This is a genomic window from Hydrogenophilus thermoluteolus, from assembly GCF_003574215.1.
GTDB lineage: Bacteria > Pseudomonadota > Gammaproteobacteria > Burkholderiales > Rhodocyclaceae > Hydrogenophilus > Hydrogenophilus thermoluteolus.
In genome coordinates this window covers 1120650-1144916 of the sequence record NZ_AP018558.1, presented here as the reverse complement: position 1 = coordinate 1144916, position 24267 = coordinate 1120650, and the positions used below count along the sequence as shown (strand labels likewise).

Here is a 24267-nt window from a genome sequence, read left to right as displayed (position 1 = left end):
CCACAAGCGTGCTTTACGGCATAATGAAGGAATCCATACGAAAACGCAACGCCATCACAAAATGGAAAAACAGTTCAACACCGCTGGCCCGTCGAAGCCGCACTTGCACTACATGATCGACCCCCTCAAGCGGATTGACCTCCCTGAGGTGGAGATGCTGATCGCGCAGGAGCGCTACTTTGTGCTGCACGCGCCGCGGCAAACCGGCAAGACCACCTGCCTTTTGGCGCTTACGGATCATCTCAACCGCACAGGACGCTATCGCGCGCTCTACGCCAACATCGAAACCGCGCAAGCGGCACGCAACGATGTGGCGCGCGGCATCACCGCGGTGGCGAGCGCCATCGCCCGCTCAGCGTCGATCGCTTTGGGCAACGCCACCCTCGACCAATGGCTGCTGCACGGAGAAGGGCAGGGCGTCGCACCCGAAGAACTGGTGACTCGTCTGCTCACTTACTGGAGTGTGCAAGAGCCAGAGCGGCCGGCCGTACTCTTGTTGGACGAAGTCGACGCCCTCGTTGGCGACACCCTGGTTTCGCTCCTCAGGCAACTGCGTGCTGGTTACACCCAGCGGCCACGGGCGTTTCCGCAATCGGTGATCCTGTGCGGCGTGCGCGACGTGCGCGACTACCGCATCCACACCCCCGGCCAAGAGGTGATCACCGGCGGTTCGGCGTTCAACATCAAAGCCGAATCGCTGCGTTTGGGAAACTTCACCTTCGACGAAACCAAAGCGCTGTGGTTGCAACACACCGAGGCCACCGGGCAACGCTTCGACGACGCGATCTGGGAGCCCCTCTGGCTCGACACCGAAGGGCAACCGTGGCTCGTCAATGCGCTCGGGCACGAATGCACCTGGAAAGACAAAACGCTACGCGCCGACCGGACGGCGCCGGTGACGCTCGAACGCTACCAACTGGCACGCGAACGGCTCATCCAATCGCGCGCGACCCACCTCGACCAGCTCGCCGACAAACTCTCCGAGCCGCGGGTTCATCGGGTGATCGCGGCGATCCTCGAAAGCGAAGCCGACCCGGCGGCGCTCTCGGAAGAGATCGCCCCGGACGATCTGCAATACGTCTATGACCTGGGGCTGATTGCGGTGCGGCCGATGGTGCGCATCAGCAACCGCATCTACCGCGAAGTGATCCCACGCGAACTCACCTGGACCAAACAGGTCTATATCACCCACGAAACGGCGTGGTACGTCGACCCAGCCACCCACCGCCTGCAGATCCCGAAACTCCTCACCGCGTTCCAAGAGTTTTTCCGCGAACACTCCGACGCGTGGCTGCAAGGCTTCTCCTATCGCGAAGCAGGCCCGCAACTCCTGTTGCAAGCCTTCTTGCAACGCATCGTCAATGGCGGCGGGCGTATCAACCGCGAATACGGGCTGGGACGCAAACGCACCGACCTCTTGATCGAATGGCCGCTCGACCCTGACCAAGGGTTGTTGGGACCGAAACAAAAAGGGGTGATCGAATGCAAACTCGTACGCAACGGCAAAAACCCGGAGGCAGTCGTGACCGAGGGAATTGCCCAAGTAGCCGACTACGCCGACCGTTCGGGGGCCGAGGAAGCCTATCTGGTGGTATTCGACCGCCGCGACGGCATCCCGTGGGAAGCGCGCATCTGGCAGCGCGAATACCCGTGGCCCGGAAAACCGGGGCAAACGATCGGCGTGTGGGGGATGTAGGGGCGCTCCGGTGATGCGGAGAGCCAACGATGTACCGAACCGCGTAATCGGGCCGTGCAATCCTTATACCCATGCCGGACTGCTCCGTGCTTTCCTACTGTTCTAATTTTACATAATACATATTATCACGTTACACGCCCAAATGATTCCAGGTGACCCAGCCCGTTTTTCATCTGCCAATATCAGCGCTATAATGACCGCAGGTTCATAATCGAGTCCAGCACTTCATGTTCGGTCAACCCCTCTTGGCGCAACATCAAACCGGCCCGCGCATCCGGTTCCGTGCCGCGCTGGTCGCGGCGGTGTTCTGTGCTTCTTGGCTCGGTTCTTCCGTAGCCGCCGATACCACTGAGACTCCGACCCCATGGCAACGGCTCAAAGCGCGACTGATCGAACGCGGCTGGCTGCGCGGTCAAACCGCTGAGCATGTACCCATAGGAAACGGCCGGCTCGAACTGCGCCAGTATGACCTGGCGAGCAAAATTCCCGGAAAAGTTATTTCGGTGACCGTACGCGAAGGCGACTGGGTCGAGAAAGATCAACTTCTGGTCACGCTCGATAGCAACGAACTGAAAGCGCAACGCGAAGCTCTGGAAGCGCAAGTGACCGTTGCCGAACGCGCCTACGCCGAAGCCCAAGCAGCACGCCGCAAAGCAGCAGCCGATTTGGAACTGGCGCGCGCAAGCTACCAACGTACACAAGAGTTACGGCAACAGAAATTCGCCTCGGCAGATCAGCTCGACCGTGCCCGTACCGCGTGGATCAACGCCCAAACCGCGCTCGACCTCGCAGAGAAACGGGTGGCACTTGCTGCCGCGCAGGTCGACGCGGCCAAAGCGCAGCTCAACGTCATCGACAGCAAGCTGGCCGACACCCAAGTGTTGAGCCCGATCGCGGGGCGGGTGCTCAAGCGCTACGTGCTCCCTGGTGAGGTGGTTCCCGCCGGTGCTACCCTGATTTCCCTCGTAGACCCGCTCGATCTCTACATCGACATCTTTTTGACCCCCGCCCAAATGCGCGATGTCGCGCTGGGGCAGCCCGCAGAGATCGCACCCGAAGGTTGGCCAGCCGATCGCGTCATCCCCGCGCGTGTCGTGTTCGTCTCTCCCGAAGCGCAATTCACCCCCAAATTTGTCGAAACCGCAGACGAACGCGCCAAACTGAGCTTCCGCGTGCGGGTAGCGGCCGACGCGCAGTGGCTTGCGCAGCATCGGGATGCCCTTTTCGGGGGGCTTCCGGCGGTCGCCCGCATTCTGGTCACCGAAGGAACGGCGAAACCGCGACACGACGACGATGCACGCTGAGGCAGCTACCGACCAACCTCTCATCGTTCTGCGCAACGTCACGCACCGCTACGGTGAGACGGTCGCCCTGTCCGTTCCCGAGCTGACGCTCCCTCCTGCACGCACCTATGGCGTGATCGGACCCGACGGGGTGGGCAAATCGACCCTGTTGGGACTTTTGGCAACGGCAAAGCGGCTGCAACACGGGACCATTCGCTTCGACGGTTACGATCTGCACGTGCGGCAGGATCGGCAGCGTCTTCAAGAACGCATCGCGTACATGCCTCAGGGGCTCGGTAAAAATCTCTACCCCACCCTCTCCGTTTGGGAAAACGTCACCCATTTTGCCGATCTCTTCGCGCTCACGGAGCCGTACCGCTCACAAACGATCGAACGCCTGCTCACCGCCACTGATCTCTGGCGCTTTCGCGACCGCCCCGCGGGAAAACTCTCCGGCGGGATGAAGCAGAAGCTCTCGCTCTGTTGTGCGCTCATCAACGATCCCGATTGGCTGATCCTCGACGAACCCACCACCGGGGTCGACCCCCTCTCCCGCCGCCGTTTCTGGAACTTGATCACACAGTTTCAGGCAGAACGGCCGCAACTGCGCGTGATCGTCGCCACCGCGTACATGGAAGAGGCAGAACGGTTTGCGCACCTGTTGGCGCTTTATGGCGGTCGGATCATCGGTCAAGGAGACGCGGAAGCGCTCAAGCAGGCGACACACACACAGTCGCTCGAGGCCGCATTTGCCCGATTGATGACCCATGCGCACGACGACCGCACGGTGTCGCGCACCCCTTCGTCCGAAACCGCATCCATCACACCGCGTGAAGCGCACGAAGAGGCCCCAAGCACTGCAGACGAACGCCCCATCGTCATCGCCGCCGAAGGGCTCACCCAACGGTTCGGCGACTTCACCGCAGTCGATCACGTCTCATTCGCCATTCGCGAAGGCGAAATCTTTGGTTTTCTGGGTTCGAACGGCTGCGGCAAGACCACCACGATGAAGATGCTCACTGGGCTCTTGCCGCCCACCGAGGGGGAGTCTCGCCTTTTTGGCAAGCCGCTCGCACCCAATGATTTGGCCACGCGGCGCCTGGTCGGCTACATGACGCAACAATTTTCCCTCTATCAGGAATTGAGCGTCGAGCCCAACCTGTGGCTGCACGCGCGCATTTTCCAAATGCCGGAACATGAGGCGCACGAACGGATCGAATCCCTCCTCAGTCAATTCGACCTGACCCGCTATCGGGATCACACGGCTGAGTCGCTCCCTTTGGGCGTCAAACAGCGCTTGTCGCTCGCCGTCGCGGTGCTCCACCGACCCAAAATCCTGATCCTCGACGAACCGACCTCGGGCGTCGACCCCGTTGCGCGGGACCAATTTTGGGCGTTGCTCTACACCCTTTCGCGTCGTGAACGGGTAACGATCTTTCTCTCCACCCACTTCATGAACGAAGCGATGCGATGCGACCGCATCTCCTTGATGCACGCTGGCAAGGTTTTGATTCAGGATACGCCAGATCGGATCATCGCGCACTATCAGGCAGATTCGTTGGAAACGGCGTTCATCCGGGCGCTCGAAGCAGAAGAGGCGCAACGGGGCGAAGCGGCGCCACCTACGGCTCGGGTACAGAACGAGAACCCATCCCCGGCGCGTATGGCAGAGCAGGCCCCAAACCGGATCGAGCCTCAGCGGCAATCGACCGATTCGGACTCTATGCGTCGTCGCCAGCCACGTTTTTCCCTCCGGCGACTGGCGAGCGTGGCCAAGCGAGAGTCGCGGGAACTGATGCGGGACCCCATCCGGCTGCTCTTCGCTCTTTTGGGTGCGGTCGTATTGATGTTCGTTTTGGCCAGTGGCATTTCCCTCGATGTCGATCGCCTCCCCGTCGTAGTTTATGACGCCGATCAGAGTACAGAAAGCCACGATTACATCGCGCAACTCGACGCGACACGGGAATTCGAAGTGATCGGCACCGCTCCCACCCTTGATGCGCTCCAGGCTGCGCTTCAGAACGGCAGCGCTGCAGTGGGTTATGCCTTTCCCCCAGGGTTCGGCGCAGATCTTCATCGCGGCAGGCGCGTCGAACTGGGCGTGTGGATCGACGGTTCGATGCCTTTTCGGGGCGAGACCGCGCGAGGGTATGCCCTCGCGGTTCATCAGGCCATCCTCGCGCAATGGCAACAACTGAGCCGCGGTGTCGATGCCACACTTCCGATTCAGCTAGCCGTACGCTATCGCTACAACCCCGAACTGCGTTCGGTGAATGCGATGGCGCCCGCAGTGATCCCCTTGCTGCTCATCTTCATTCCCGCGATCCTCACCGCGCTGGCCGTCGTCCGCGAAAAGGAATTGGGCAGTATCGTGAATCTCTACGTCACACCGCTGCGGCGCGCCGAGTTCCTTGTGGGCAAACAGCTGCCGTACATAGCTGTCTCGTTCGTCGCCTTTTTGCTGCTCCTGGTGCAGACCCGTTGGGGGTATGGGGTTCCCCTCAAAGGAGACCTCCTCTTCCTGGCCGCAGCGACGCTCCTTTACCTTCTGGCGACGACCAGCTTTGGCTTGCTGATCTCGACAGTGACGCGCACGCAGGTGGCCGCGCTCTTTGGCACCGCCATCTTGACGATGCTCCCCAGCATCGAGTTTTCCGGCCTGACCACGCCAGTTTCGGCAAGTGAAGGAATTGCGCGGTGGATCGGAGAAGGCTTTCCGGTCAGCCACTATTTGACGATCAGTCGTGGGGTGATCACCAAAGCGCTCGACGGCGAGACATTGGCCCACGAACTCATCTGGTTGGCGCTCTTTACGCTCGTCACCAGTGCTGTGGCGATCTGGCGCCTGCCCAAGCAGGAAGCGTAAACGATGGCGAACGACGAAACGGTTTCCCTCCTCCGACCGGTCCTTGCGCTGATCGCCAAAGAGCTGCAAAGTCTGGGGCGAGACCGCGTACTGCTCGTGCTCATCGTTTGGGCCTTCACCGGCGCAATCTACGCTGCCGCTACTGGCGTTTCCAAAGAGTTGCACAACGCGCCGATCGCGATCGTCGACCACGACCACTCTGCGCTCTCGGCGCGCATCGCTGCAGCGATACGCCTGCCCCAGTTTCTTCCTCCGCGGTTTATCAACTGGGACGAGGTCGATTTGCTCCTGGATCGCGGCGAGGTCAGTTTCGTGCTGGTCATTCCTCCTGATTTCCAGGCCGATCTCATTGCCCGCCGTCCCACCGAAATCGCCCTGTGGATCGACGCGACGGTGATGACCCAAGCATTTCTGGGGCAGACCTATCTCACACAAATCGTCAGCGAGACGATTCGCCAATGGGCCGAGGGACAGGCGCTGCTGCCGCCGCAACCGGTCGACTTGGTGGTGCGGGTTCGTTTCAACCCCAATCTGACCGGCCTGTGGTTCGGCGGTGTGATGGAGATCATCAACATGGTGACGATCCTCACCGTGGTCCTGGTGGGGGCGGCGCTGATCCGCGAACGGGAACACGGTACGATCGAACACCTCTTGGTGCTGCCGCTCCACCCGTGGCAGATCCTGGTGGCGAAGATCGTCGCAAACGGCATCGTGGTGCTGATCGGTGTTTCGATTTCGCTGTGGCTGGTCGTTCAGGGGGTGCTGGGGGTTCCCATCACCGCGGCGAGTGTGCTGCGCTTTCTCGTCGCCGCTGCGTTTTTCCAGTTTGCCGCCGCTTCATTGGGCGTTTTGTTGGCAACCATTGCCCGTTCGATGCCGCAGTTCGGGCTCTTGGTGATCTTGGTGGTGATTCCGTTACAACTGCTTTCCGGTGCGGTCACGCCGCGCGAAAGCATGCCGGAATTGGTGCAGCAGATCATGCTCGCCGCGCCCAACACCTACTTCGTCCGCTTGGCGCAAGGGTTGCTTTATCGGAACGTGCCGCTAAGCAGTGTTTGGCTGGACCTTGCGATGACACTGCTGCTGGGCGCGTTCTTTTTCACGATAGCACTCAAGCGATTCCGCGCGAGCTTGCGCTAAAGCGACGGGTTTATTCCGGATACGATGTTTTGCTCTAAACCGCAGGCGCTCAGTTCGCAAATGCTAACCGTTTGGTGTGGAGCACAGATGACAAAACGCTTCGAGAATGCGTTTCGCGCGACCAATCGCTCGTTCGAGTTCGCGCTCCAACGCGTCGAACGCGATCCGTTCTTTCGCGTCGCCCCGCCCGGCTGCCCAATTGGCGACGACGTTCAACGCCGCGTATTCGAGTCCGATTTCACGGGCAAGCACCGCCTCTGGCATCAGGGTCATTCCAACGAGCTCGGCACCATCCCGCGCCAACCGCTCGATTTCCGCTGCGGTTTCCAGCCGTGGCCCTTGCGTACAGGCATAGACGGCGCCATCGACAACCGGCTCTTGACATTCGGTTGCCGCTTGTAAGAGCGCCGTGCGAAGTGACGGCGTAAAGGGTTGGGTGAAGTCGATATGGACCACGGGGTCGTCGGGGCCGTCGTAAAAGGTGCACACCCGCCCCCACGTATAGTCGATGATCTGATGCGGCACGACCAGCGTTCCTGGGGGCAGATGTGGTGCGATGCCCCCCACGGACGCCACTGCGATCACGCGCGTCACCCCAACGTGTTTCAACGCCCACAGGTTGGCGCGGTAGTTGATCTGGTGGGGGGCGATCGTATGGCCGTAGCCGTGGCGGGCAATGAAAACGATCTCTTCACAGCCCAGACGGCCGAAGGTGAGGACGCCGGACGGTTCGCCGTAGGGGGTTCGTACGACCCGCTGCCCAAGCCGTTCGAGATTCGTCAGATTCGAAAGACCACTACCGCCAATCACTGCCAGCATGGGCCTGCCCCCTGATGTCCGAAAGCTGCGATTTTACCCGGTCTCGGAGCGCTTCGGGGGGGTGACCGCTTTCAGCTGTTCCGCAGACTGACCGAAAAGGATCGCTTTCCCTTCCTCGGTCACCGCGCCCCGTTTCGCCCACGGTTCTCCGCGGGCGTAGGCACGGGCGACCGCCGGTCGTGCCTGCATCTGCTGGAACCAACGCTTGAGGTTGGGGAAATCGTCGAGGTTTTGCCGTTGCCGTTCGTGCGGGACGATCCACGGATAGATCGCCATATCCGCAATGGAGTAGTCCCCGGCGACCCACTCGACTTCGGCAAGACGACGGTCGAGCACGGCGTAGAGGCGGCTCGTTTCGCGCACATAGCGGTCGATCGCGTACGGGATCGATTCGGGGGCGTATTGGACGAAATGGTGGTTTTGTCCCGCCATCGGGCCAAGCCCGCCCACTTGCCAAAACAGCCATTCGAGTACCGTCTTGCGCGGCCGTGGCGCCGTAGGCAGAAAGCGTCCATCTTTTCTGCCAAATAGACCAGAATCGCGCCCGATTCGAAAACGGAGATCGGCGCACCGCCATCGGCAGGCGCATGGTCGATGATCGCAGGCATCCGGTTGTTCGGGGAAATCGCCAGGACCAATCAGTCGAGACGGCATTTTGGCCGCTGCGACAACGGCAACGCGCCGGAATGGGCAAAGACCCGTGCCAACTGCACCGGCTTGTAGCGAACCTGCAAGTCATATGTGTTCAATACGACGGTGCCGTGGGGGAACGGTGCCCTTCCCCGTATAATGCGCACCTTTGGCAACGAATCGTACGAAAGCGTTTGTTTATGACGACCCAAACCCACCCTGCGATTCGCAACATCGCGATCATCGCCCACGTCGACCATGGCAAAACGACATTGGTCGACCAACTGTTGAAACAGTCAGGAACCTTTGCCAACCATCAGACCGTCGGAGAACGGATCCTCGACAGCAACGAACTGGAGCGTGAGCGCGGCATCACCATTTTGGCGAAAAACTGCGCGATCACCTATGAAGGAACGCTGATCAACATCATCGACACCCCCGGTCACGCCGATTTCGGTGGTGAGGTCGAACGGGTGCTTTCGATGGTCGATGGCGTCTTGCTCTTGGTCGACGCGGTCGAAGGGCCGATGCCGCAAACGCGTTTCGTTACGCAGAAGGCGCTCGCTCTGGGGTTGAAACCGATCGTCGTGATCAACAAAATCGACCGCCCGGGAGCGCGCCCCGATTGGGTGATCAACGCCACGTTCGACCTCTTCGCCGAACTCGACGCCAGTGACGAACAACTCGATTTCCCCGTCGTCTATGCCTCTGCGCTCAACGGTTACGCGACGCTCGACCTCAAGACCCCTTCGAGCGACATGCGCCCCCTTTTCGAGGCGATTCTCACCCATGTCCCGCCCCCCGCCGTAGACCGTGACGCGCCCCTCCAACTCTTGATCGCGTCGCTCGACCACTCCAACTATCTGGGGCAGATGGGGATCGGTCGCATCAAACAAGGGGTGTTGCGCCCCAATCAAGAGGTTGCGGTCTATCGCGGTGAAACGTTCCTAGGCAAGGGCAAGGTTGGGCAAATCCTCGGTTTTCGCGGCTTGGAGCGGATCCCGGTTCCTGAAGCCACCGCAGGCGACATCGTGATGGTGAGCGGGATCGACGCCATCGGGATTGGGGTCACCCTCTGTGATCCGGACGATCCCCAGCCGTTACCTCCGATCGCGGTCGATGAACCGACCTTGACGATGACCTTCATGGTCAATACCTCACCCCTTGCCGGGCGCGAAGGGAAATATGTCACCAGCCGCCAGATTCGCGAACGGCTGGAAAAAGAGCTTTTGCGCAACGTCGCGCTGCGCGTCGACTTCGGTGGTGAATCGGCAGAGCAGTTCGAAGTCTCCGGTCGCGGCGAGCTCCATTTGACCATTTTGCTCGAAAACATGCGACGGGAAGGGTTCGAATTGGCGGTCGGACGGCCGCGGGTCGTCTTCAAAGAGATCGACGGCGTGCGGTGTGAGCCGTACGAACGCCTCACCGTCGATATCGAAGAGGGACACCAAGGCGCGGTGATGGAAGAGCTGGGGCGCCGGCGCGCCGAACTCCTCGATATGCAGATCGACGGCAAAGGGCGGGTGCGGATGGAATACCGCATTCCGGCTCGAGGGCTGATCGGTTTCCAAGGCGAGTTCCTGACGCTGACCCGCGGCACGGGGTTGATGAGCCATATCTTTGACGACTATGCTCCGTACGCCGGACCGATCCCTGGGCGACGTAACGGCGTCCTCGTTTCTCAAGAAGACGGCGAATGTGTCGCGTACGCGCTTTGGAAGCTGCAAGAACGCGGGCGGATGTTCGTGAAACCAGGTGATCCGGTCTACGAAGGGATGATCATCGGCATTCACAGCCGAGAAAACGACCTGGTCGTCAATCCGGTGCGGACCAAACAGCTCACCAACATTCGCGCTTCGGGTTCCGACGAGGCGGTGCGCCTGACACCGCCCATCGAACTGACGCTGGAACGCGCGGTCGAATTCATCGACGACGACGAACTGGTCGAGATCACGCCGACGAGCATCCGGCTGCGCAAACGGCTCCTCAAAGAGCACGAACGGCGCAAAGCCGCGCGGAGCGACAGCGATTAAAGCGCCGCAACACGCTCTTTGAGATAGGCGCGGAACGCTTCGGCCACCTCGGGATGGCGCAGTGCAAATTCGACGGTGGCTTGCAGGTATCCGGCTTTCGACCCACAGTCGTGACGCACCCCTTCGAATGCGTAGGAGAGTACCGCCTCCTCTTTGAGAAGCGAGCTGATCGCGTCGGTGAGCTGGAGCTCTCCCCCTGCCCCCGGTTGGATGCGCTTGAGGTGATCGAAGATCGCGGCGGTGAGGATGTAGCGGCCAACCACCGCTTGTGTCGAAGGGGCCTTTTCGGGTTCGGGTTTTTCGACGATCGCGCGAATGCGCCGGGTATTGCCCTGCTCACACGGATCGGTGCTGACGATTCCGTACTGCTTGGTCTGCTCACGCGGTACCGTCATCGTCCCCAACACCGAACAACGGTGGTACGCGAAGACCTCGACCATTTGCTGGAGCACCGGTTTGCCATCGCCATTGTCGCAGAGGTCGTCGGCAAGGAGCACCGCAAAGGGTTCGTTGCCGACCACCGGCTGCGCGCACAGGACCGCGTGGCCTAGCCCCAGCGCCTCTGGCTGCCGAATATAGATGCAGGTCACCCCCTGCGGGACGGTCTTACGCACCACCTCCAACAGCGTGTGTTTGCCGCGCTGTTCGAGTTCCGATTCCAACTCATAAGCCTTGTCGAAGTGATCTTCGATCGAGCGTTTGGTCCGCCCGGTGATGAAAATGAGCTCGGTGATCCCCGCTGCGACCGCCTCTTCCACTGCATATTGAATCAGCGGCTTGTCGACGATCGGCAACATCTCTTTGGGACTTGCCTTGGTCGCGGGCAGAAAACGCGTTCCCATCCCCGCGACGGGAAAAACCGCTTTGCGTACCAAGGGTCGGGCCATAGTTTTCTCCACATTCAGTCAAATAGATGAAGTTGAATTACTTTTTTCCGCGATGAGGCGCCTGAGTCCTGCTTCGTCGAGGATGGGAATCCCCAGCGCTTCCGCTTTCGCCAATTTGCTCCCAGCAGCTTCGCCCGCGACGACGTAACTCGTCTTTTTCGATACCGATCCGCTTACCCTGCCTCCGTGCGCTTCGATGAGCGCAGTGGCCGCTTCGCGCGTGAGCGTGGGCAAGGTGCCCGTGAGCACGAACGTCAGACCTGCCAACGCGTGGGATCGGTTCGCTTCGCTCGGGTCGGCTGGTGCGGGCATTGCGTCTTGAGACGAAACCGATGTCGCCGCAAGGGGTTCCCCTTCCAACCAGGTAACCCCATGGCGCTTGAGCGCGGCGATCACTTCGAGGTTATGAGGTTCGCGGAAAAATTGATGAATCGACGCCGCCACGATCGGACCGATTTCCGGCACCGCCATCAGATCGGCTTCGGTCGCTGCGATGAGGGCATCGAGCGAACCGAAATGGCGCGCCAGATCTTTTGCCGTGGCTTCGCCCACGTTACGAATCCCCAGGGCGTAGAGGAAACGGGGCAACGTGGTATGGCGGCTGCGCTCGATCGCGGCGATGAGGTTTGCGGCCGACTTCGGTCCCATCCGGGGTAAAGTGGCCAACCGATCGACGGAGATCCGCTCAGGGTCGTAGAGATCGGCTGGGTTGCGCACCCATTCCCGATCGACGAGTTCGGCAATCAGTTTTTCGCCCAACCCTTCGATGTTCATCGCTCGGCGGCTCGCGAAATGTTCGATTGCCCGTTTGCGTTGCGCGGGACAGTAGAGTCCGCCGGTACAGTAGGCGATCGCTTTTTCGGGATCCCGTTCGACGTGCGAGCCACAAACGGGACAGTGCGATGGCAGCGTGAACACCTGCTCCGTGCCACGTCGCCGCTCGGGCAGGGAGCGGACGATTTCGGGAATCACGTCACCGGCACGGCGCACGACGACCCAGTCGCCGATGCGAATGTCTTGCTGCCGGATGAACGTTTCGTTGTGGAGCGTCGCGTTCGCAACGGTAACGCCGCCAACCGCAACCGGGGCAAGGCGCGCCACCGGAGTCAGCGCACCGGTGCGCCCCACTTGGACATCGATTGCCAGAAGTTGCGTCACTGCCTCTTGCGGGGGGAATTTGTGCGCGATCGCCCAACGCGGAGCGCGCGCGACGAACCCCAGGCGATCTTGCTCAGCAAACGCATCGACTTTATAGACAACGCCGTCGATATCGAAAGGGAGTTGGTCGCGGCGCGCCAGCATCTTCTGGTAGTAGTCGAGCAGCGCTTCGGCACCGACCACGGTCTGGCGCCATTCGGAAACCGGGAAGCCGAACCGCTCTAGACGTTCGAGCGCCTCGGAATGGGTTTCCGGGGCCGCATCGACCCCTTCGGCGCGAACCCATTGGTAAGCGTAAAAGCGCAGCGGCCGTTTCGCAGTGACTTTGGGGTCGAGCTGGCGCAAGCTTCCCGATGCGGCGTTTCGTGGGTTCGCGAAGGTCTTTTCGCCCGCAGCAAGCTGGCGTGCGTTGAGTGCGGCAAAATCGGCATGAGTCATCACCACTTCGCCGCGTACTTCGAGAAGCTTTGGCGCTTCGTCGGGCAAACGCAACGGGATCGTGCGAATGGTCCGGGCGTTAGCGGTGACCTCTTCCCCTTTGAACCCATCGCCGCGGGTTGCCGCGCGGGTCAGCACGCGGTTTTCGTAGAGGAGCGAAATCGCAACACCGTCGAATTTGGGTTCACAGGCGTACCGCACCGCGGGGACGCCCAACCCTTCGCGGCAGCGGCGATCGAACGCGAGCACCTCTTCTGGGGTAAACGCGTTCGCGAGTGACAGCATGGGGAGCTCATGGGTCACTTCACGAAATTCGGGTGCTGGCGCCCCCCCCACGCGCTGCGTGGGCGAATCGGGGGTGATCAATTCCGGATACTGCGCTTCCAGCGCTTCCAGTTCCCGAAAGAGCCGATCGTATTCGGCGTCCGGGACCAAGGGTTCGTTGCGCACGTAATAGGCGTAATCCAAGCGCCGGATCGTTTCGCGCAGGGTTGCAACGCGTTCACGAACCGCGTCGGGAATCGTTCGGGTGCGCTGTAACGACAATGCCGCTTCCCCTTAGGCAAAGAGGCGTTGCGCAACCGTGCCACCCGGTGGCACTTCGAATTGCCGCATCCGTTCGTGGCTCGACTCCACTTGTCCCCGGAGCCATTTGAGCGCTTCGGGGGAAAGCGGAGCCCCGTCGTCGGTGACGATTTCGGCTTCGAGCGTTTTCGTCAATTTTTCCGCGAACGCGATCATCCGGTCGAAGACGGCAGCCGACGGGATGAGCGCGGTTTCGAGAACGAGCGTCAGTGCGGGGACTTGGCGGACGCGCATTTCGGCAGCGATGAACGGCTCTCCCGTCGCGTCCATGAGTGCGAAGAGGACCGCGCCATTGTCGTCGTAGAGGCGATAAACGCCATCGGCGTCGAGCCGCATGCCGTACGCCTCGGCGGCGGCGCGAACTTTGGTGCCACGCATCGTCCCTTCACGGGGTTTGAGGTTGATCGCGATTTGCAGATCGACGTCGTGGCAGAAACGATCCAGTTCTTGCGCCAAGCGCAATACCTGCGTACGCGAATCGATGCGACCGAGCGCCAGACCCAATTGGTCGGCAACCCGCTCGGCACCCCCGATAAAGCGCAGGTATTCCCGCTCGCCGATCGGGCCGGAACGATCACAGAGTTGGAGTGCCGCTAGGATTTTGTGCGGCGTGCCATTGCTTTCGATCGTGACGAGTTCCCAGTCGTTGTTGGCGTCGTCGAAAAAGTACCAGCGCATCGGCAAATTGTCGGCGTCGCGGAATTCGGCGATCAGGACTTCACGCAGCCGCGCGAGATCGATCGGTTCGCTCGCGGTGAATTCCACCATCAGGTCCACCCGCCGGTGGAGGTGGCGCGGGTGTTCTGGCGGGTGTTCGGGACGGGGTTCGACCGGCAGCTCCGGTTCGTTTTCGCGCACCACGCGGCTTCGTTTCACTGGGCCAAACGGGTTGAGCCGCCCTTCCGGTTCCACTTCCAGCGAACGCGCCTCGTCGGGACGCGCAAAGCTCTGTTCGATCTTTTTGCGGTGTTGGTGGGTCTGCCACGCGGTGTAGGCCCAAAAACCTACGCCGGCCAGTGCAGCGACCCCCCCCAAGGCAAGCAACAGTTGGGTATCCATCGAATCGGTTCCTAACGCCGAAGGTTATACGGCCGGTTGCGCCAATTGTACGGCACGTTCCACGTCGACGTCCACTGTGCGGGAAACCCCTTGCTCGCGCATCGTCACCCCGACCAAACGATCCGCTGCGGCCATCGTCAGTTTGTTGTGGGTGATCACGAGGAACTGGGTTCGTTCTGCCATCGTGCGAATCAGCGCCGCATAGCGCTGGGTATTGGCGTCGTCCAGCGGCGCGTCGACCTCGTCGAGAATGCAAAACGGCGCGGGATTGAGGTCGAAAAAGGCGAAAACCAGCGCAATCGCAGTCAAAGCTTTCTCGCCGCCAGAGAGGAGCTGGATCGTGCCGTTCTTTTTGCCGGGTGGCTGTGCGATGATCTGTGCGCCGGCGTCGAGGATTTCGTCTCCCGTCAGCGCCAATTGCGCTTGCCCGCCACCAAAAAGTTGCGAGAAGCGTTCGGAAAAGGCGCGATTGACCGCGCGGTGGGTCTGTTGCAACGCTTCCCGCGTCTCTTTGTCGATGGTACGGATCGCTTCCCGCAAGGTCTGTTCGGCAGCAGCGATATCATCGACTTGGCGTTGCAATGCGTCGATCTCCTGGGTGAGCGCTTCGAGTGCAGCGAACGCCGCGTGGTTCACTGGCCCGAGCGCGTCGATCGCTTGGGTGAGTCGTTCCAATTCGTTGGCGAGCTGCTGTTCGTCGAGATGAGGGACCTGAACCCGCAACGCGTCCCAGTCGACCTCCGCCGCCGCCAAGGCCTCTTGCCACCGCGCCACTTCCATTTCCGCGGCAACGCGTGCATCGTGCGCCTGTTGCCACGCCGTTTCGAGCGCGTTCCGTGCCTGTTCGTGGGCCTGCGCCTGCTGCTCTGCGGCGCGAAAGTGCGCTTCCGCGGCTTTCACGGCTTCACGCGCTCCCCGGACGGCTTGTTCGGCCTGGTCGAGTTGCGCCTCCAAGGTGCGCACGGTTTCTGGTGCGGGTCCGGTATCGAGCGCAGCGGCTTCACGGTCGAGCTCCGCAAGTCGGCTCTCGAGCCGTTGCCGTTCCGTTTCCGTTCGCGTAAGGCTTTCTGCTAGGAGCGTGCAATGCCGGGTCATCTGTTGCTGTTGCGCTGCGAGCGCCTGCTTCTCGTGCTCGAGTGTGCGCGCGTTTTGTTGCGCCTCTTGCCAGGCACTTTGCGCAACGCGCGCCTCGGTGCGCGCTCGCTCCAACGCTTCGTCCAGCAGTGCGAGCTGCTCGAGCAGCGCTTCCTCTTCGTCGTTTCGCTCTGCGATCTCGTCATGCAATCGCGCCCATTCGGCATCGAGCTCAGCCAGGCGCGCCAAACGTTCGGCGCGCCAGCGCTTTGCCCACGCCAACTGCTCTTTGCGTTGCGCCAATTGCAATGCAAGTTTCTGCTCGTGCTGTGTGATTTGGCGCTGCTCAGCGCGCAGCGCTTCACCCTTTTCCCGGGCAATTTGGTATCGTTCCGCACACAGCGCCGCATGCTGCTCGGCAGACTCGATCTCTTTTTCGATGGCGACCAACCGTTGTTGCCATTCGGCGAGCTCGGCACGCTGTTCGAGCAGGGTCGCTTCCTGTGCCGCCGAATCGGATTCGTTCCGAGGAATCCAGCCCCAAGGGGTGAGTTGCCCACCGTCACGGGTCACGACGATGGCGTGATGGGCGACCACCCACGCGTCGATTGCCGCAGTAAGGGTTTCGGTCAGCCAGACGTTGTCGAGTTTTGCGCGCAGCCACGATGCGAGCGCGGGATCGGACGTCGTGATCACCGAATGGAGGGCAACGACGCCTTCCGGTGGCTTTGGCGGATCGTTCGGTGTGCGTTCGGGAACCGCGTCGCGCCGCACGGCGCACGAGCCTACACCCTTCGGCAATACGCCATCCGGCGTAGCGGCTATGCTCTGCATCCACGGTGTGAGCGCGGCCGCAACTGCATTAGCATACTCAGGGGCCACATCGATCTGCTGCCAGAGTTCTGGATTTTCCGCAGCGTGCGCTTTGGCCGCAGCGTTTCGATGCCGCGACAATGCTTTTTCCAAGCTACGCACGCGACCCGCCACTTCCGCCCGTTGTTCGCGCCAGGACCGAAGGGCCTCATCCGCTTGGCGCGTTTCGGTGTCGAGCGCTGTACATTCGACGTCGCTTTGCGCCAACGCACGTTCCAGTCTAGCGCGTTGTTCCTGAACCGCCGTCTGTTCCGCAAGGAGCGGCGCCAAATCCGCAGGCGCGTCGTCGTGGGATTCCAGCTCTTGGCGCAAGTGCGCGCGCTGCGTAAAAATCTTTTGCTGCTGCCGCTCAGCAGTTTGCCGATGGAGTCGCACCTGCGCAAGACGCCTGTCGAGCTGATCCCTTTCGTGCTGCAAACGTTTCTCGACGGCGTGTTTTTGTTGCGCAACGCATTCGGCAGCTTGCAACGCCTCCTGAGCGGCATCCCAGGCTTCGAGCAGCTCCTCCCAGCGCGCCTCACAGACCGCGACCTCTTCCTGCGCCGCGTGCAACGCTTCGGTCACCCGCGTCTGTTCCGCTGCCCAACGGGCGCGCTCAGCAAGGATCGTTTCGCGTTCCTGCGCCAACGCCGTTTGTCGTATCGCAGCGTTCTGCGCTTGGTGGCGCAGTTCCACCACCTGCGCCTGGATTTGATAGTAGTTTTGCTGTGCTGCTTCTAACGTCTGCGTGGCTTCTTGGAAAGCGGTTTGCGCCGCTGCCCTTTCCTGAGACAACGCCGCGAGCTGTTCGCGCCACTTTGCAAGTTGCGCCGCCGCTTCGGTTTCGGCATGCCGCGCGGCAGCGAGCACCTGCTCTGCACGCACCCGACGCAACGCCCACAAAAGACGCTCGGTTCGCGTTTTTTGCGCGGTCCATTTGCGCCAGGTTTTGGCAGTTTCCGCTTCGGCTTGGAGTCGGGCTTCGTTGCTGCGCAACGTCGCCAACTGATCCCGAAGCCGCGCGAGGTGCGCTTCGGCTTCCTGGAGCTTCGCTTCCGTCTCTTTGCGGCGTTCCCGATATCGGGTCACTCCTGCGGCCTCTTCGAGCAGATGGCGCAACTCTTCCGGTTTGGCTTCGATCAGTCGGTTCACCATCCCCTGCTCGATGATCGCGTAGGCGCGCGGTCCCAGACCGGTGCCCAAAAAGAGGTCGAGCACATCTCGCCTCCGCACCCGTTGACCGTTGAGCCAGTAACTCGATTCCCCGTCTCGGGTCAGAATCCTTTTGACCGAGAGTGTTTCAAACCGCGCCCATGCCCCCACTCGCGCTTCGTTGAGGTTGTCGAAGATCAGCTCGACGCTGGCGCGAGCTGCGGGTTTGCGTTCGGCGCTGCCGTTGAAGATCACGTCGCTCATCGTCTGCGCGCGCATACTGGAGGCGCGCGTTTCACCAAGCACCCAGCGCACGGCGTCGATCACGTTCGACTTGCCGCAGCCATTGGGGCCAACGATCGCGACAAACGGCGCATCGACCGCAATCACGGTGGGTTCGACGAAGGTTTTGAAGCCAGCGAGTCGGATTCGGGAAAGTCGCATCGTCACCTCATGCAACCATTGGGCGCGCATGATACCATTTGCCGTTTGAATTCACTGGTGGAAGAAAGGAAGCGGAATGAACTGGCAGGAGACGCAAGCACTCATCGACGCGGCATTCGAAGAGCGTACCCGCTTTTCCCCGACCAAAGCCCCGCAAGACGTACGCGACGCGGTGGATGCGGTGATTGCCGGGTTGGACCGTGGCGAGCTTCGGGTTGCGGAGCGGCGCGGCGTCGGTGATTGGGTGGTCAATCAGTGGGTCAAGAAAGCGGTGCTCCTTTCCTTTCGCCTCTACGACAACTGGGTGATGGATGACGGAGTTTCGCGCTATTTCGACAAAGTCGCCCCCAAATTCGCGTCGTACGACGAAGCGGCGTTTCGCGCCGCTGGGTGTCGCGTCGTTCCCCAGGCGATGGTACGCCGCGGGAGTTACATCGCCAAAAACGTGGTCTTGATGCCCAGCTACGTCAATATCGGTGCGTACGTCGACGAAGGCACGATGGTCGACACCTGGGCAACCGTCGGCTCGTGCGCGCAAATCGGTAAAAACGTGCACCTTTCGGGTGGTGTCGGGATTGGCGGCGTGTTGGAGCCGGTTCAAGCTGGCCCGGTGATCATCGAAGACAACGTGTTCATCGGCGCACGTTCAGAGATCGTTGAAGGGGTGGTGGTCGAAGAAAACAGCGTGATCTCGATGGGGGTCTATATTGGACAAAGCACCCGAATTTTCGATCGCGAGACGGGGGAAATCCATTACGGACGCGTTCCTTCGGGTTCGGTCGTCGTCCCCGGGTCGTTGCCGAGCGCCGATGGGCGTTATAGCCTCTATTGCGCCGTGGTCGTCAAGCGGGTGGATGCGCAAACTCGCGCCAAAACCGCGATCAACGAACTCTTGCGCGGCACTTGAACCCATACCGGACTGAGCAGTTCCGATGGCACAACTCACCCCTACCTTCGAGAAGATCTTCCGCCTGATGGCGGCGAAACGAGCGTCCGACGTCTATTTGAGTGCGGGTGCGCCGGTGACGATTCGGATCGAAGGCAACGCCCAACCCTTGAACGCCCAGACACTGACCGCACCCCAACTCACCGAGTGGCTGCAGGCGTTCGTCGCTGACGAAGCGCGTTGGGCGCAGTTCGTCCGCGAACGGGAGCTCAACTTTTCGCTGCCACTGCCCGGTATTGGCAATTTCCGCTGCAACCTCTTTTGGCAGCGCGGCACGCCCGCGGCGGTTTTTCGCTATATTCCGCTGGAGATCCCGGCGCTCGAAGCGCTCCATCTGCCACCGATTCTTCGCGACCTAGCGCTGGCGCAGCGCGGTTTGGTGTTGGTGGTCGGTGCCACGGGAAGCGGCAAATCGACCACGCTGGCGTCGATGGTCGACACCCGCGCGGCCCAGCGCAGCGGCCATATCCTCACGGTCGAAGACCCGATCGAGTTCCTCTTTCAACATAAGAAATCGATCGTCAATCAGCGCGACGTCGGTACGGACACCCACTCCTGGGCCGAGTCGCTCAAGAACGCGATGCGGCAAGCGCCGGACTGCATCTTGATCGGCGAGATCCGCACGCGCGAAACGATGGAGGCAGCGCTGCAATACGCGCTCACGGGACATCTGGTGCTCGCGTCGCTGCATGCCAACACCAGCTATCACGCGCTCAACCGCATCGTCAACTTTTTTCCGTTGGAGAGCCGCGCGCTCCTCTACGGAGACCTGGCGGTTGCGTTACGCGCGATCGTTGCGCAACGGTTGGTTCCTGGACTAAGGGGTCGCCGCTATCCGGCCGTTGAGATCCTGCTCAACACTGCGCTCATCGCTGAAGCGATCGAAAAGGGAAACCTCTTTGCCGTTCGGGAAGCGCTCGAACGCTCGCTCACCGCCGAGATGAAAAGTTTCGAAGAGGCGCTTGCGCAGCTGGTGGAAAGCGGCGCGATCACTCGCGAAGTCGCGATGCAATACGCCGATTCCCCCAGCAATCTGGCTTGGCGGCTCGACAACGGCCCCAGCAACCGGGTCAAAGACGAAGTGTCGGAGCAGGAACCGGTAACGGGTTCGCAGCGATCAGCGCCCAATCCTCTGCGCACTCCTACTGCTTCGGACGAAACTTCCGTGGATTTCTCTCACTTTCGGATCGAATGAACCATGTTGGACGCGCAAAACGGCGATTCGGTCATGATGAGCCCGGTGTTGGAACTCGCGCAAGCGTTGATCGCCCGTCCGTCGGTCACGCCCGACGACGCGGGTTGCCTTGACCTCATCGCAAATCGGCTCACTTCGCTCGGTTTTTCCTGCGAACGGTTCGATTGCGCAGGGGTCGCTAATCTCTGGGCGCGGCGCGGCACAACGCAACCGTATGTCGTCTTTGCTGGCCACACCGACGTCGTTCCGCCGGGTGATTCGGCACGCTGGCGCTTTCCCCCTTTCACGCCGACGGTCGCCGAAGGGGATGACGGCGTAGTCTATCTCTACGGCCGCGGTGCGGCTGACATGAAAAGTTCGCTCGCAGCGATGGTCGTCGCCGCAAGCCGCTTCGTTGCGTCGCACCCCAACCACCGGGGCTCGATCGCGTTTCTCCTCACTTCCGACGAAGAAGGACCTGCCCAGTATGGTACGCGCCACGTCGTCGATCTCCTTGCGCAACGGGGGGAAACGCTCGACTACACGATCGTCGGCGAACCAACGTGCAGCCAACGGTTGGGCGATACCCTCAAAAACGGTCGGCGCGGTTCCCTCACCGGCCACCTCACGGTGCTGGGGAAACAGGGGCACGTTGCCTATCCCCACCTCGCCGACAATCCGGTTCACCGTTTGGCGCCAGCGCTTGCGGAACTGTGCAGCACGGTCTGGGATCACGGCAACGACGATTTTCCGCCCACCACGTTTCAAGTGGCCCATATCCATGCCGGAACGGGGGCGACCAATGTCATTCCTGGCACCTGCACGGTCGATTTCAATTTCCGTTTCAGTACCGAACAGACCCCGGAGCAGTTGATTGCGCGCACCGAAGCGATTTTGAACCGGCACCACCTCCGCTACACGTTGGACTGGTCCCTTTCGGGGCGCCCGTTTTTGACCCCACGGGCGGAGCTGGTCGCGGCATTACACCATGCGATCACTGCCGTAACGGGCGTGACGCCCACCTGCTCGACAAGCGGCGGAACTTCGGATGGCCGCTTCATTGCCCAAATCTGTCCCCAAGTGGTCGAATTTGGACCCGTGAACGCAACGATCCATCAGGTCGACGAGCGCATTGCCGTCGCCGATCTCGAACCCTTGGCGCGCATCTATGAAACCACGCTCCACAAACTGCTCGCCAGAGAGGAGGGCGTATGAACAGCGACGAAACTTTTTCGCTCACGCTGGGCACCGAATGGGAAACGGCCATAGAAAACCTGACAACGGTGCGTGATTGGATCCGTTTTGCCGTCACCGCGATGGAATCCGCCGAATGCGCCTATGGTCAAGGGTGTCTCGATGCGATTTGCGAAGCGCGGTGGCTGGTTGCACGAGCGCTCCACCTCCCGCTCGACACACTCGATATGCTGCTCGACGCCCGATTGCTGCCCGACGAACGGAGCCACCTGGCGGAACTCCTAGCCGCGCGTACCGAAGCACGCGTGCCCACCGCCTACCTCCTCAACGAGGCGTGGCTACAGGGAAAACCGTTTTATGTCGACGAGCGGGTGATCATTCCGCGTTCGTTCCTGGCCGAACTCCTTGCACCGGAAGCACTGGCGCGCTGGCTCGAGAAACCCCCTACGGCAGTCACGCGCGTGCTCGAACTGTGCACGGGAAGCGGCTGTTTGGCGATTCTGGCTGCCGAAGCGTTTCCCAACGCGCAAATCGTTGCAACCGACCTTTCGCCCGACGCGTTGGCCGTCGCGCAAATCAACGTGGAAAGTTACGGGCTCACGGAACGCATCACGCTTGCGCAAGGCGATCTCTTCGCCGCACTGGGTGCGCCCAGTGAACCGTTCGACTTGATTCTGGCCAACCCGCCGTATGTGACTACTGAGGCGATGGCCAATCTTCCCGACGAATTCCGCCACGAGCCGCAACTGGCGCTGGCCGCAGGGGATGATGGGATGACGCTAGTGCGGCGCATCGTTGCCGACGCGCCGCGCTACCTCACGGCAGGTGGAAAACTTCTCGTCGAGGTAGGCCACAACCGCCGTGAAGCAGAGGCAGCGCTCGCTGTCCCCGGCAAACCGTCGCTACCGCTCACGTGGCTGGCTACCGCGGGGCACCCGCAAGCGATCTTTGCCCTCACCGCGCCGTGGTGAAGTGTACTCCCATCACCATACTGCAGCACGACGGGTCGCGCGGATAAAGGGGGTCATCCCGCCACAGCACGCGAACGGATTTCATGAAGATGGGGGTAAGGCAAAACTCTCGCCGCAACCACACGATTCGCTGACGTTGGGGTTGTGGTAGGTCAAGCGACGCGACAACCCCTCCCCTTGGTAATCGATCGTAAGCCCTTTGAGGTAGGGAAAGCTCGCGGCATCGACGACCACCCACCACCTCTCGTTGGGCACCGAAAAGGCCAAATCGTCCGCACCGATCGATTCCGCCAATGCCACGTGGTACATCCAGCCGGAACAACCACTCTTTTTCGTTCCGATGCGAAGCCCCAGCGCTTGCGCTTTGTCGACCATTTTCCGGATATGGGTGGCAGCTGCCGGGGTGACGGTGATTCGTTCGTGGTCAGGATAGCGTTCACCCCGCGCCAGCGCTTCCGCGATCGGCGCAGTGACCGTTTTTTCTGCTGTGGATCCGTTCATTCACGTGCTCCCTCAATCCCATCGTGCGTCACGCACTTGAACCAACCCGTTGGCGACGCGAACGGGAAAAGTGGTGACTGCTTCAACCGCGGGGGGCGTGAGCGCCGCACCCGTTTTCAAACAGAACTGCGCGCCATGTTTGGGACAGGTGATCGTCTCGTCCCGCAGCGCGCCATCTGCCAGAGGAACGTCCGCGTGGGTGCACCGATTTTCGACGGCATAAAACCCCGTTTCGGTCCGCACCACGACCACCTCGACATCGTCGAGTGGCACGACACGGTACGAACCCACCGCAAAATCGTCTTCCGCTGCCACTGTTACCCAATCGCTCATTGCACCTCCCCGTTTCGTTCAGTAAGTTCCCGTAGCGAGTCGTGCCGCTTCGCTCATCCGACTGCGATCCCACGGCGGGTCGAAAACCAGTTCGACGTCACACGATTCGACGGTCGGAACGTCGAGCACGCGTCGCCGCACCTCTTCGGCAAGAACAGGCCCCATGCCGCAAGCCGGAGCGGTAAGCGTCATTTTGATCTGGACATGGCGGCTGCCGTTGCTCTGCGGGATCACCTGGCAGTCGTAAATCAACCCCAGGTCGACGATATTGACCGGAATTTCCGGGTCGTAGCAGGTCTTGAGCTGCTCCCATACGAGTGCCTCGACCGCCTTGTCGTCCGCCCCTTCGGGCAGTTGCGGTTTGGGGCGTGGGGTTTTGCCCAACGCATCGGCGTCGGTTCCATCGACCCGAAAGAGGCGCCAACCGAGCTGAATGGTATAGGAGCCACCCAATGCTTGCACGATTTCGACCTCGGTTCCCGCGGGCAACATCGCCGGCTCTCCGGACGGAACCGCAATCACGGGACAGTCGCGGGTCAGCACCACGGTTTCGCTTTGATTGCCGAACATCGCGCTCACTCCGTGGAAATTGCAGCAGGGGCGTCATCAGAAAGCGCCGCTTGCAGCGTACGCCACGGCAGCATCGCACACTTGACGCGACTGGGATAGTCACGCACGCCTGCCAACACGCCAAGTTTCCCCAACGCCATCGGGTCTGTCGGCGCCTCGGACGCCGTGAGCAGTTCCACCATCTTGGAAAGCAGCGTTTCGGCCTCTTCGACCGTTTTGCCTTTGAGCGCTTCGGTCAGCAGCGACGCCGACGCGGTCGAAATCGCACAGCCTTCACCGACGAAGCTCACGTCCGCGATACGCCCTGCTTCCAGTTTGACGAAAAGACGCAGGTGATCCCCGCAGAGCGGGTTGTGCCCTTCGACGGTGCGCGTTGCATCGGCCATTTCGTGAAAATTGCGCGGATGCCGTTTGTGATCCAGGATCAATTCCTGGTAGAGGTCGCGCAGCTCTTGTTCCATG

The 24267-nt window shown here is 61.2% G+C and carries 18 protein-coding genes and 1 pseudogene; 9 read left to right on the top strand and 10 right to left on the bottom strand.

Annotated elements, in window-relative coordinates; genetic code table 11:
• The first annotated feature begins 61 nt into the window (after window positions 1-61).
• The 4 genes from HPTL_RS05555 (at window position 62) to HPTL_RS05540 (ending at window position 6985) form a co-directional block, all read left to right on the top strand.
• On the top strand, window positions 62-1696 hold the full coding sequence (locus HPTL_RS05555; protein WP_119335081.1) for an AAA family ATPase: 1635 nt from the start codon (window positions 62-64) through the stop codon (window positions 1694-1696).
• A 227-nt stretch (window positions 1697-1923) separates the two neighbouring features.
• Window positions 1924-3000, top strand: coding sequence for an HlyD family secretion protein (locus tag HPTL_RS05550; RefSeq protein WP_119335080.1), 1077 nt, complete (start codon window positions 1924-1926; stop codon window positions 2998-3000).
• On the top strand, window positions 2990-5845 hold the full coding sequence (gene rbbA / locus HPTL_RS05545; RefSeq protein ID WP_119335079.1) for a ribosome-associated ATPase/putative transporter RbbA: 2856 nt from the start codon (window positions 2990-2992) through the stop codon (window positions 5843-5845). The genes HPTL_RS05550 and rbbA overlap by 11 nt, the downstream gene beginning before the upstream one ends.
• A 3-nt stretch (window positions 5846-5848) precedes the next feature.
• Window positions 5849-6985 (top strand): ABC transporter permease, encoded by a 1137-nt coding sequence (locus HPTL_RS05540; RefSeq protein ID WP_119335078.1) that lies wholly within the window; start codon window positions 5849-5851, stop codon window positions 6983-6985.
• Between the two features lie 63 nt (window positions 6986-7048).
• Here HPTL_RS05540 and HPTL_RS05535 read toward each other — a convergent pair whose 3' ends face one another.
• A complete protein-coding gene (locus tag HPTL_RS05535; RefSeq protein WP_119335077.1) occupies window positions 7049-7804 on the bottom strand; it encodes an S-methyl-5'-thioinosine phosphorylase in 756 nt (251 codons plus the stop codon).
• A gap of 33 nt (window positions 7805-7837) precedes the next feature.
• Window positions 7838-8436, bottom strand: a pseudogene (locus HPTL_RS05530) (glutathione binding-like protein); the annotation flags it as partial.
• Between the two features lie 198 nt (window positions 8437-8634).
• Between HPTL_RS05530 and typA the strand changes: the two are divergent.
• Complete coding sequence (gene typA, locus HPTL_RS05525; protein ID WP_119335076.1) at window positions 8635-10467, top strand: translational GTPase TypA; 1833 nt, start codon at window positions 8635-8637, stop codon at window positions 10465-10467.
• Here the strand turns inward: typA and galU are convergent.
• The 4 genes from galU to smc are packed head-to-tail and all read right to left on the bottom strand — an operon-like array spanning window position 10464 to window position 18146.
• Window positions 10464-11354 (bottom strand): UTP--glucose-1-phosphate uridylyltransferase GalU, encoded by an 891-nt coding sequence (gene galU / locus HPTL_RS05520; protein ID WP_119335075.1) that lies wholly within the window; start codon window positions 11352-11354, stop codon window positions 10464-10466. The two genes, typA and galU, sit on opposite strands and share 4 nt — an antisense overlap.
• Window positions 11355-11372: 18 nt before the next feature.
• A complete protein-coding gene (gene ligA / locus HPTL_RS05515) occupies window positions 11373-13496 on the bottom strand; it encodes an NAD-dependent DNA ligase LigA (RefSeq protein ID WP_119335074.1) in 2124 nt (707 codons plus the stop codon).
• A gap of 12 nt (window positions 13497-13508) precedes the next feature.
• Window positions 13509-14594, bottom strand: a complete 1086-nt coding sequence (locus tag HPTL_RS05510) for a cell division protein ZipA C-terminal FtsZ-binding domain-containing protein (RefSeq protein WP_119335073.1) — start codon at window positions 14592-14594, stop codon at window positions 13509-13511.
• 24 nt (window positions 14595-14618) lie between these two features.
• The gene (gene smc / locus HPTL_RS05505) at window positions 14619-18146 is read right to left on the bottom strand and encodes a chromosome segregation protein SMC (RefSeq protein WP_119335072.1); all 3528 of its coding nucleotides are present in this window, start codon (window positions 18144-18146) and stop codon (window positions 14619-14621) included.
• A 46-nt stretch (window positions 18147-18192) separates the two neighbouring features.
• On the opposite strand from smc, the gene dapD reads away from it, so the two are divergent.
• The 4 genes from dapD to prmB are packed head-to-tail and all read left to right on the top strand — an operon-like array spanning window position 18193 to window position 22401.
• Window positions 18193-19023 carry a 2,3,4,5-tetrahydropyridine-2,6-dicarboxylate N-succinyltransferase gene (dapD, locus tag HPTL_RS05500; RefSeq protein ID WP_119335071.1) on the top strand — a complete coding sequence of 277 codons (831 nt, stop codon included), beginning with the start codon at window positions 18193-18195 and terminating at the stop codon, window positions 19021-19023.
• Between the two features lie 25 nt (window positions 19024-19048).
• Window positions 19049-20257, top strand: a complete 1209-nt coding sequence (locus HPTL_RS05495) for a PilT/PilU family type 4a pilus ATPase (RefSeq protein ID WP_119335070.1) — start codon at window positions 19049-19051, stop codon at window positions 20255-20257.
• 36 nt (window positions 20258-20293) lie between these two features.
• Complete coding sequence (gene dapE, locus HPTL_RS05490) at window positions 20294-21451, top strand: succinyl-diaminopimelate desuccinylase (protein ID WP_119336099.1); 1158 nt, start codon at window positions 20294-20296, stop codon at window positions 21449-21451.
• Window positions 21448-22401 carry a 50S ribosomal protein L3 N(5)-glutamine methyltransferase gene (prmB, locus tag HPTL_RS05485; protein ID WP_119335069.1) on the top strand — a complete coding sequence of 318 codons (954 nt, stop codon included), beginning with the start codon at window positions 21448-21450 and terminating at the stop codon, window positions 22399-22401. The genes dapE and prmB overlap by 4 nt, the downstream gene beginning before the upstream one ends.
• Window positions 22402-22482: 81 nt before the next feature.
• Here the strand turns inward: prmB and HPTL_RS05480 are convergent, their stop codons facing one another.
• From HPTL_RS05480 to sufU, 4 genes are read right to left on the bottom strand one after another with little or no spacing between them, the layout of a single operon-like run.
• Entirely contained in the window at window positions 22483-22902 is a 420-nt protein-coding gene (locus tag HPTL_RS05480) for a HesB/IscA family protein (protein ID WP_119335068.1), read from the bottom strand.
• A gap of 12 nt (window positions 22903-22914) precedes the next feature.
• Entirely contained in the window at window positions 22915-23235 is a 321-nt protein-coding gene (locus HPTL_RS05475) for a non-heme iron oxygenase ferredoxin subunit (RefSeq protein ID WP_119335067.1), read from the bottom strand.
• A gap of 18 nt (window positions 23236-23253) precedes the next feature.
• Window positions 23254-23805 (bottom strand): putative Fe-S cluster assembly protein SufT, encoded by a 552-nt coding sequence (sufT, locus tag HPTL_RS05470; protein WP_119335066.1) that lies wholly within the window; start codon window positions 23803-23805, stop codon window positions 23254-23256.
• Between the two features lie 5 nt (window positions 23806-23810).
• Window positions 23811-24266, bottom strand: coding sequence for a Fe-S cluster assembly sulfur transfer protein SufU (gene sufU, locus HPTL_RS05465; RefSeq protein ID WP_119335065.1), 456 nt, complete (start codon window positions 24264-24266; stop codon window positions 23811-23813).
• Window position 24267: the final 1 nt, after the last annotated feature.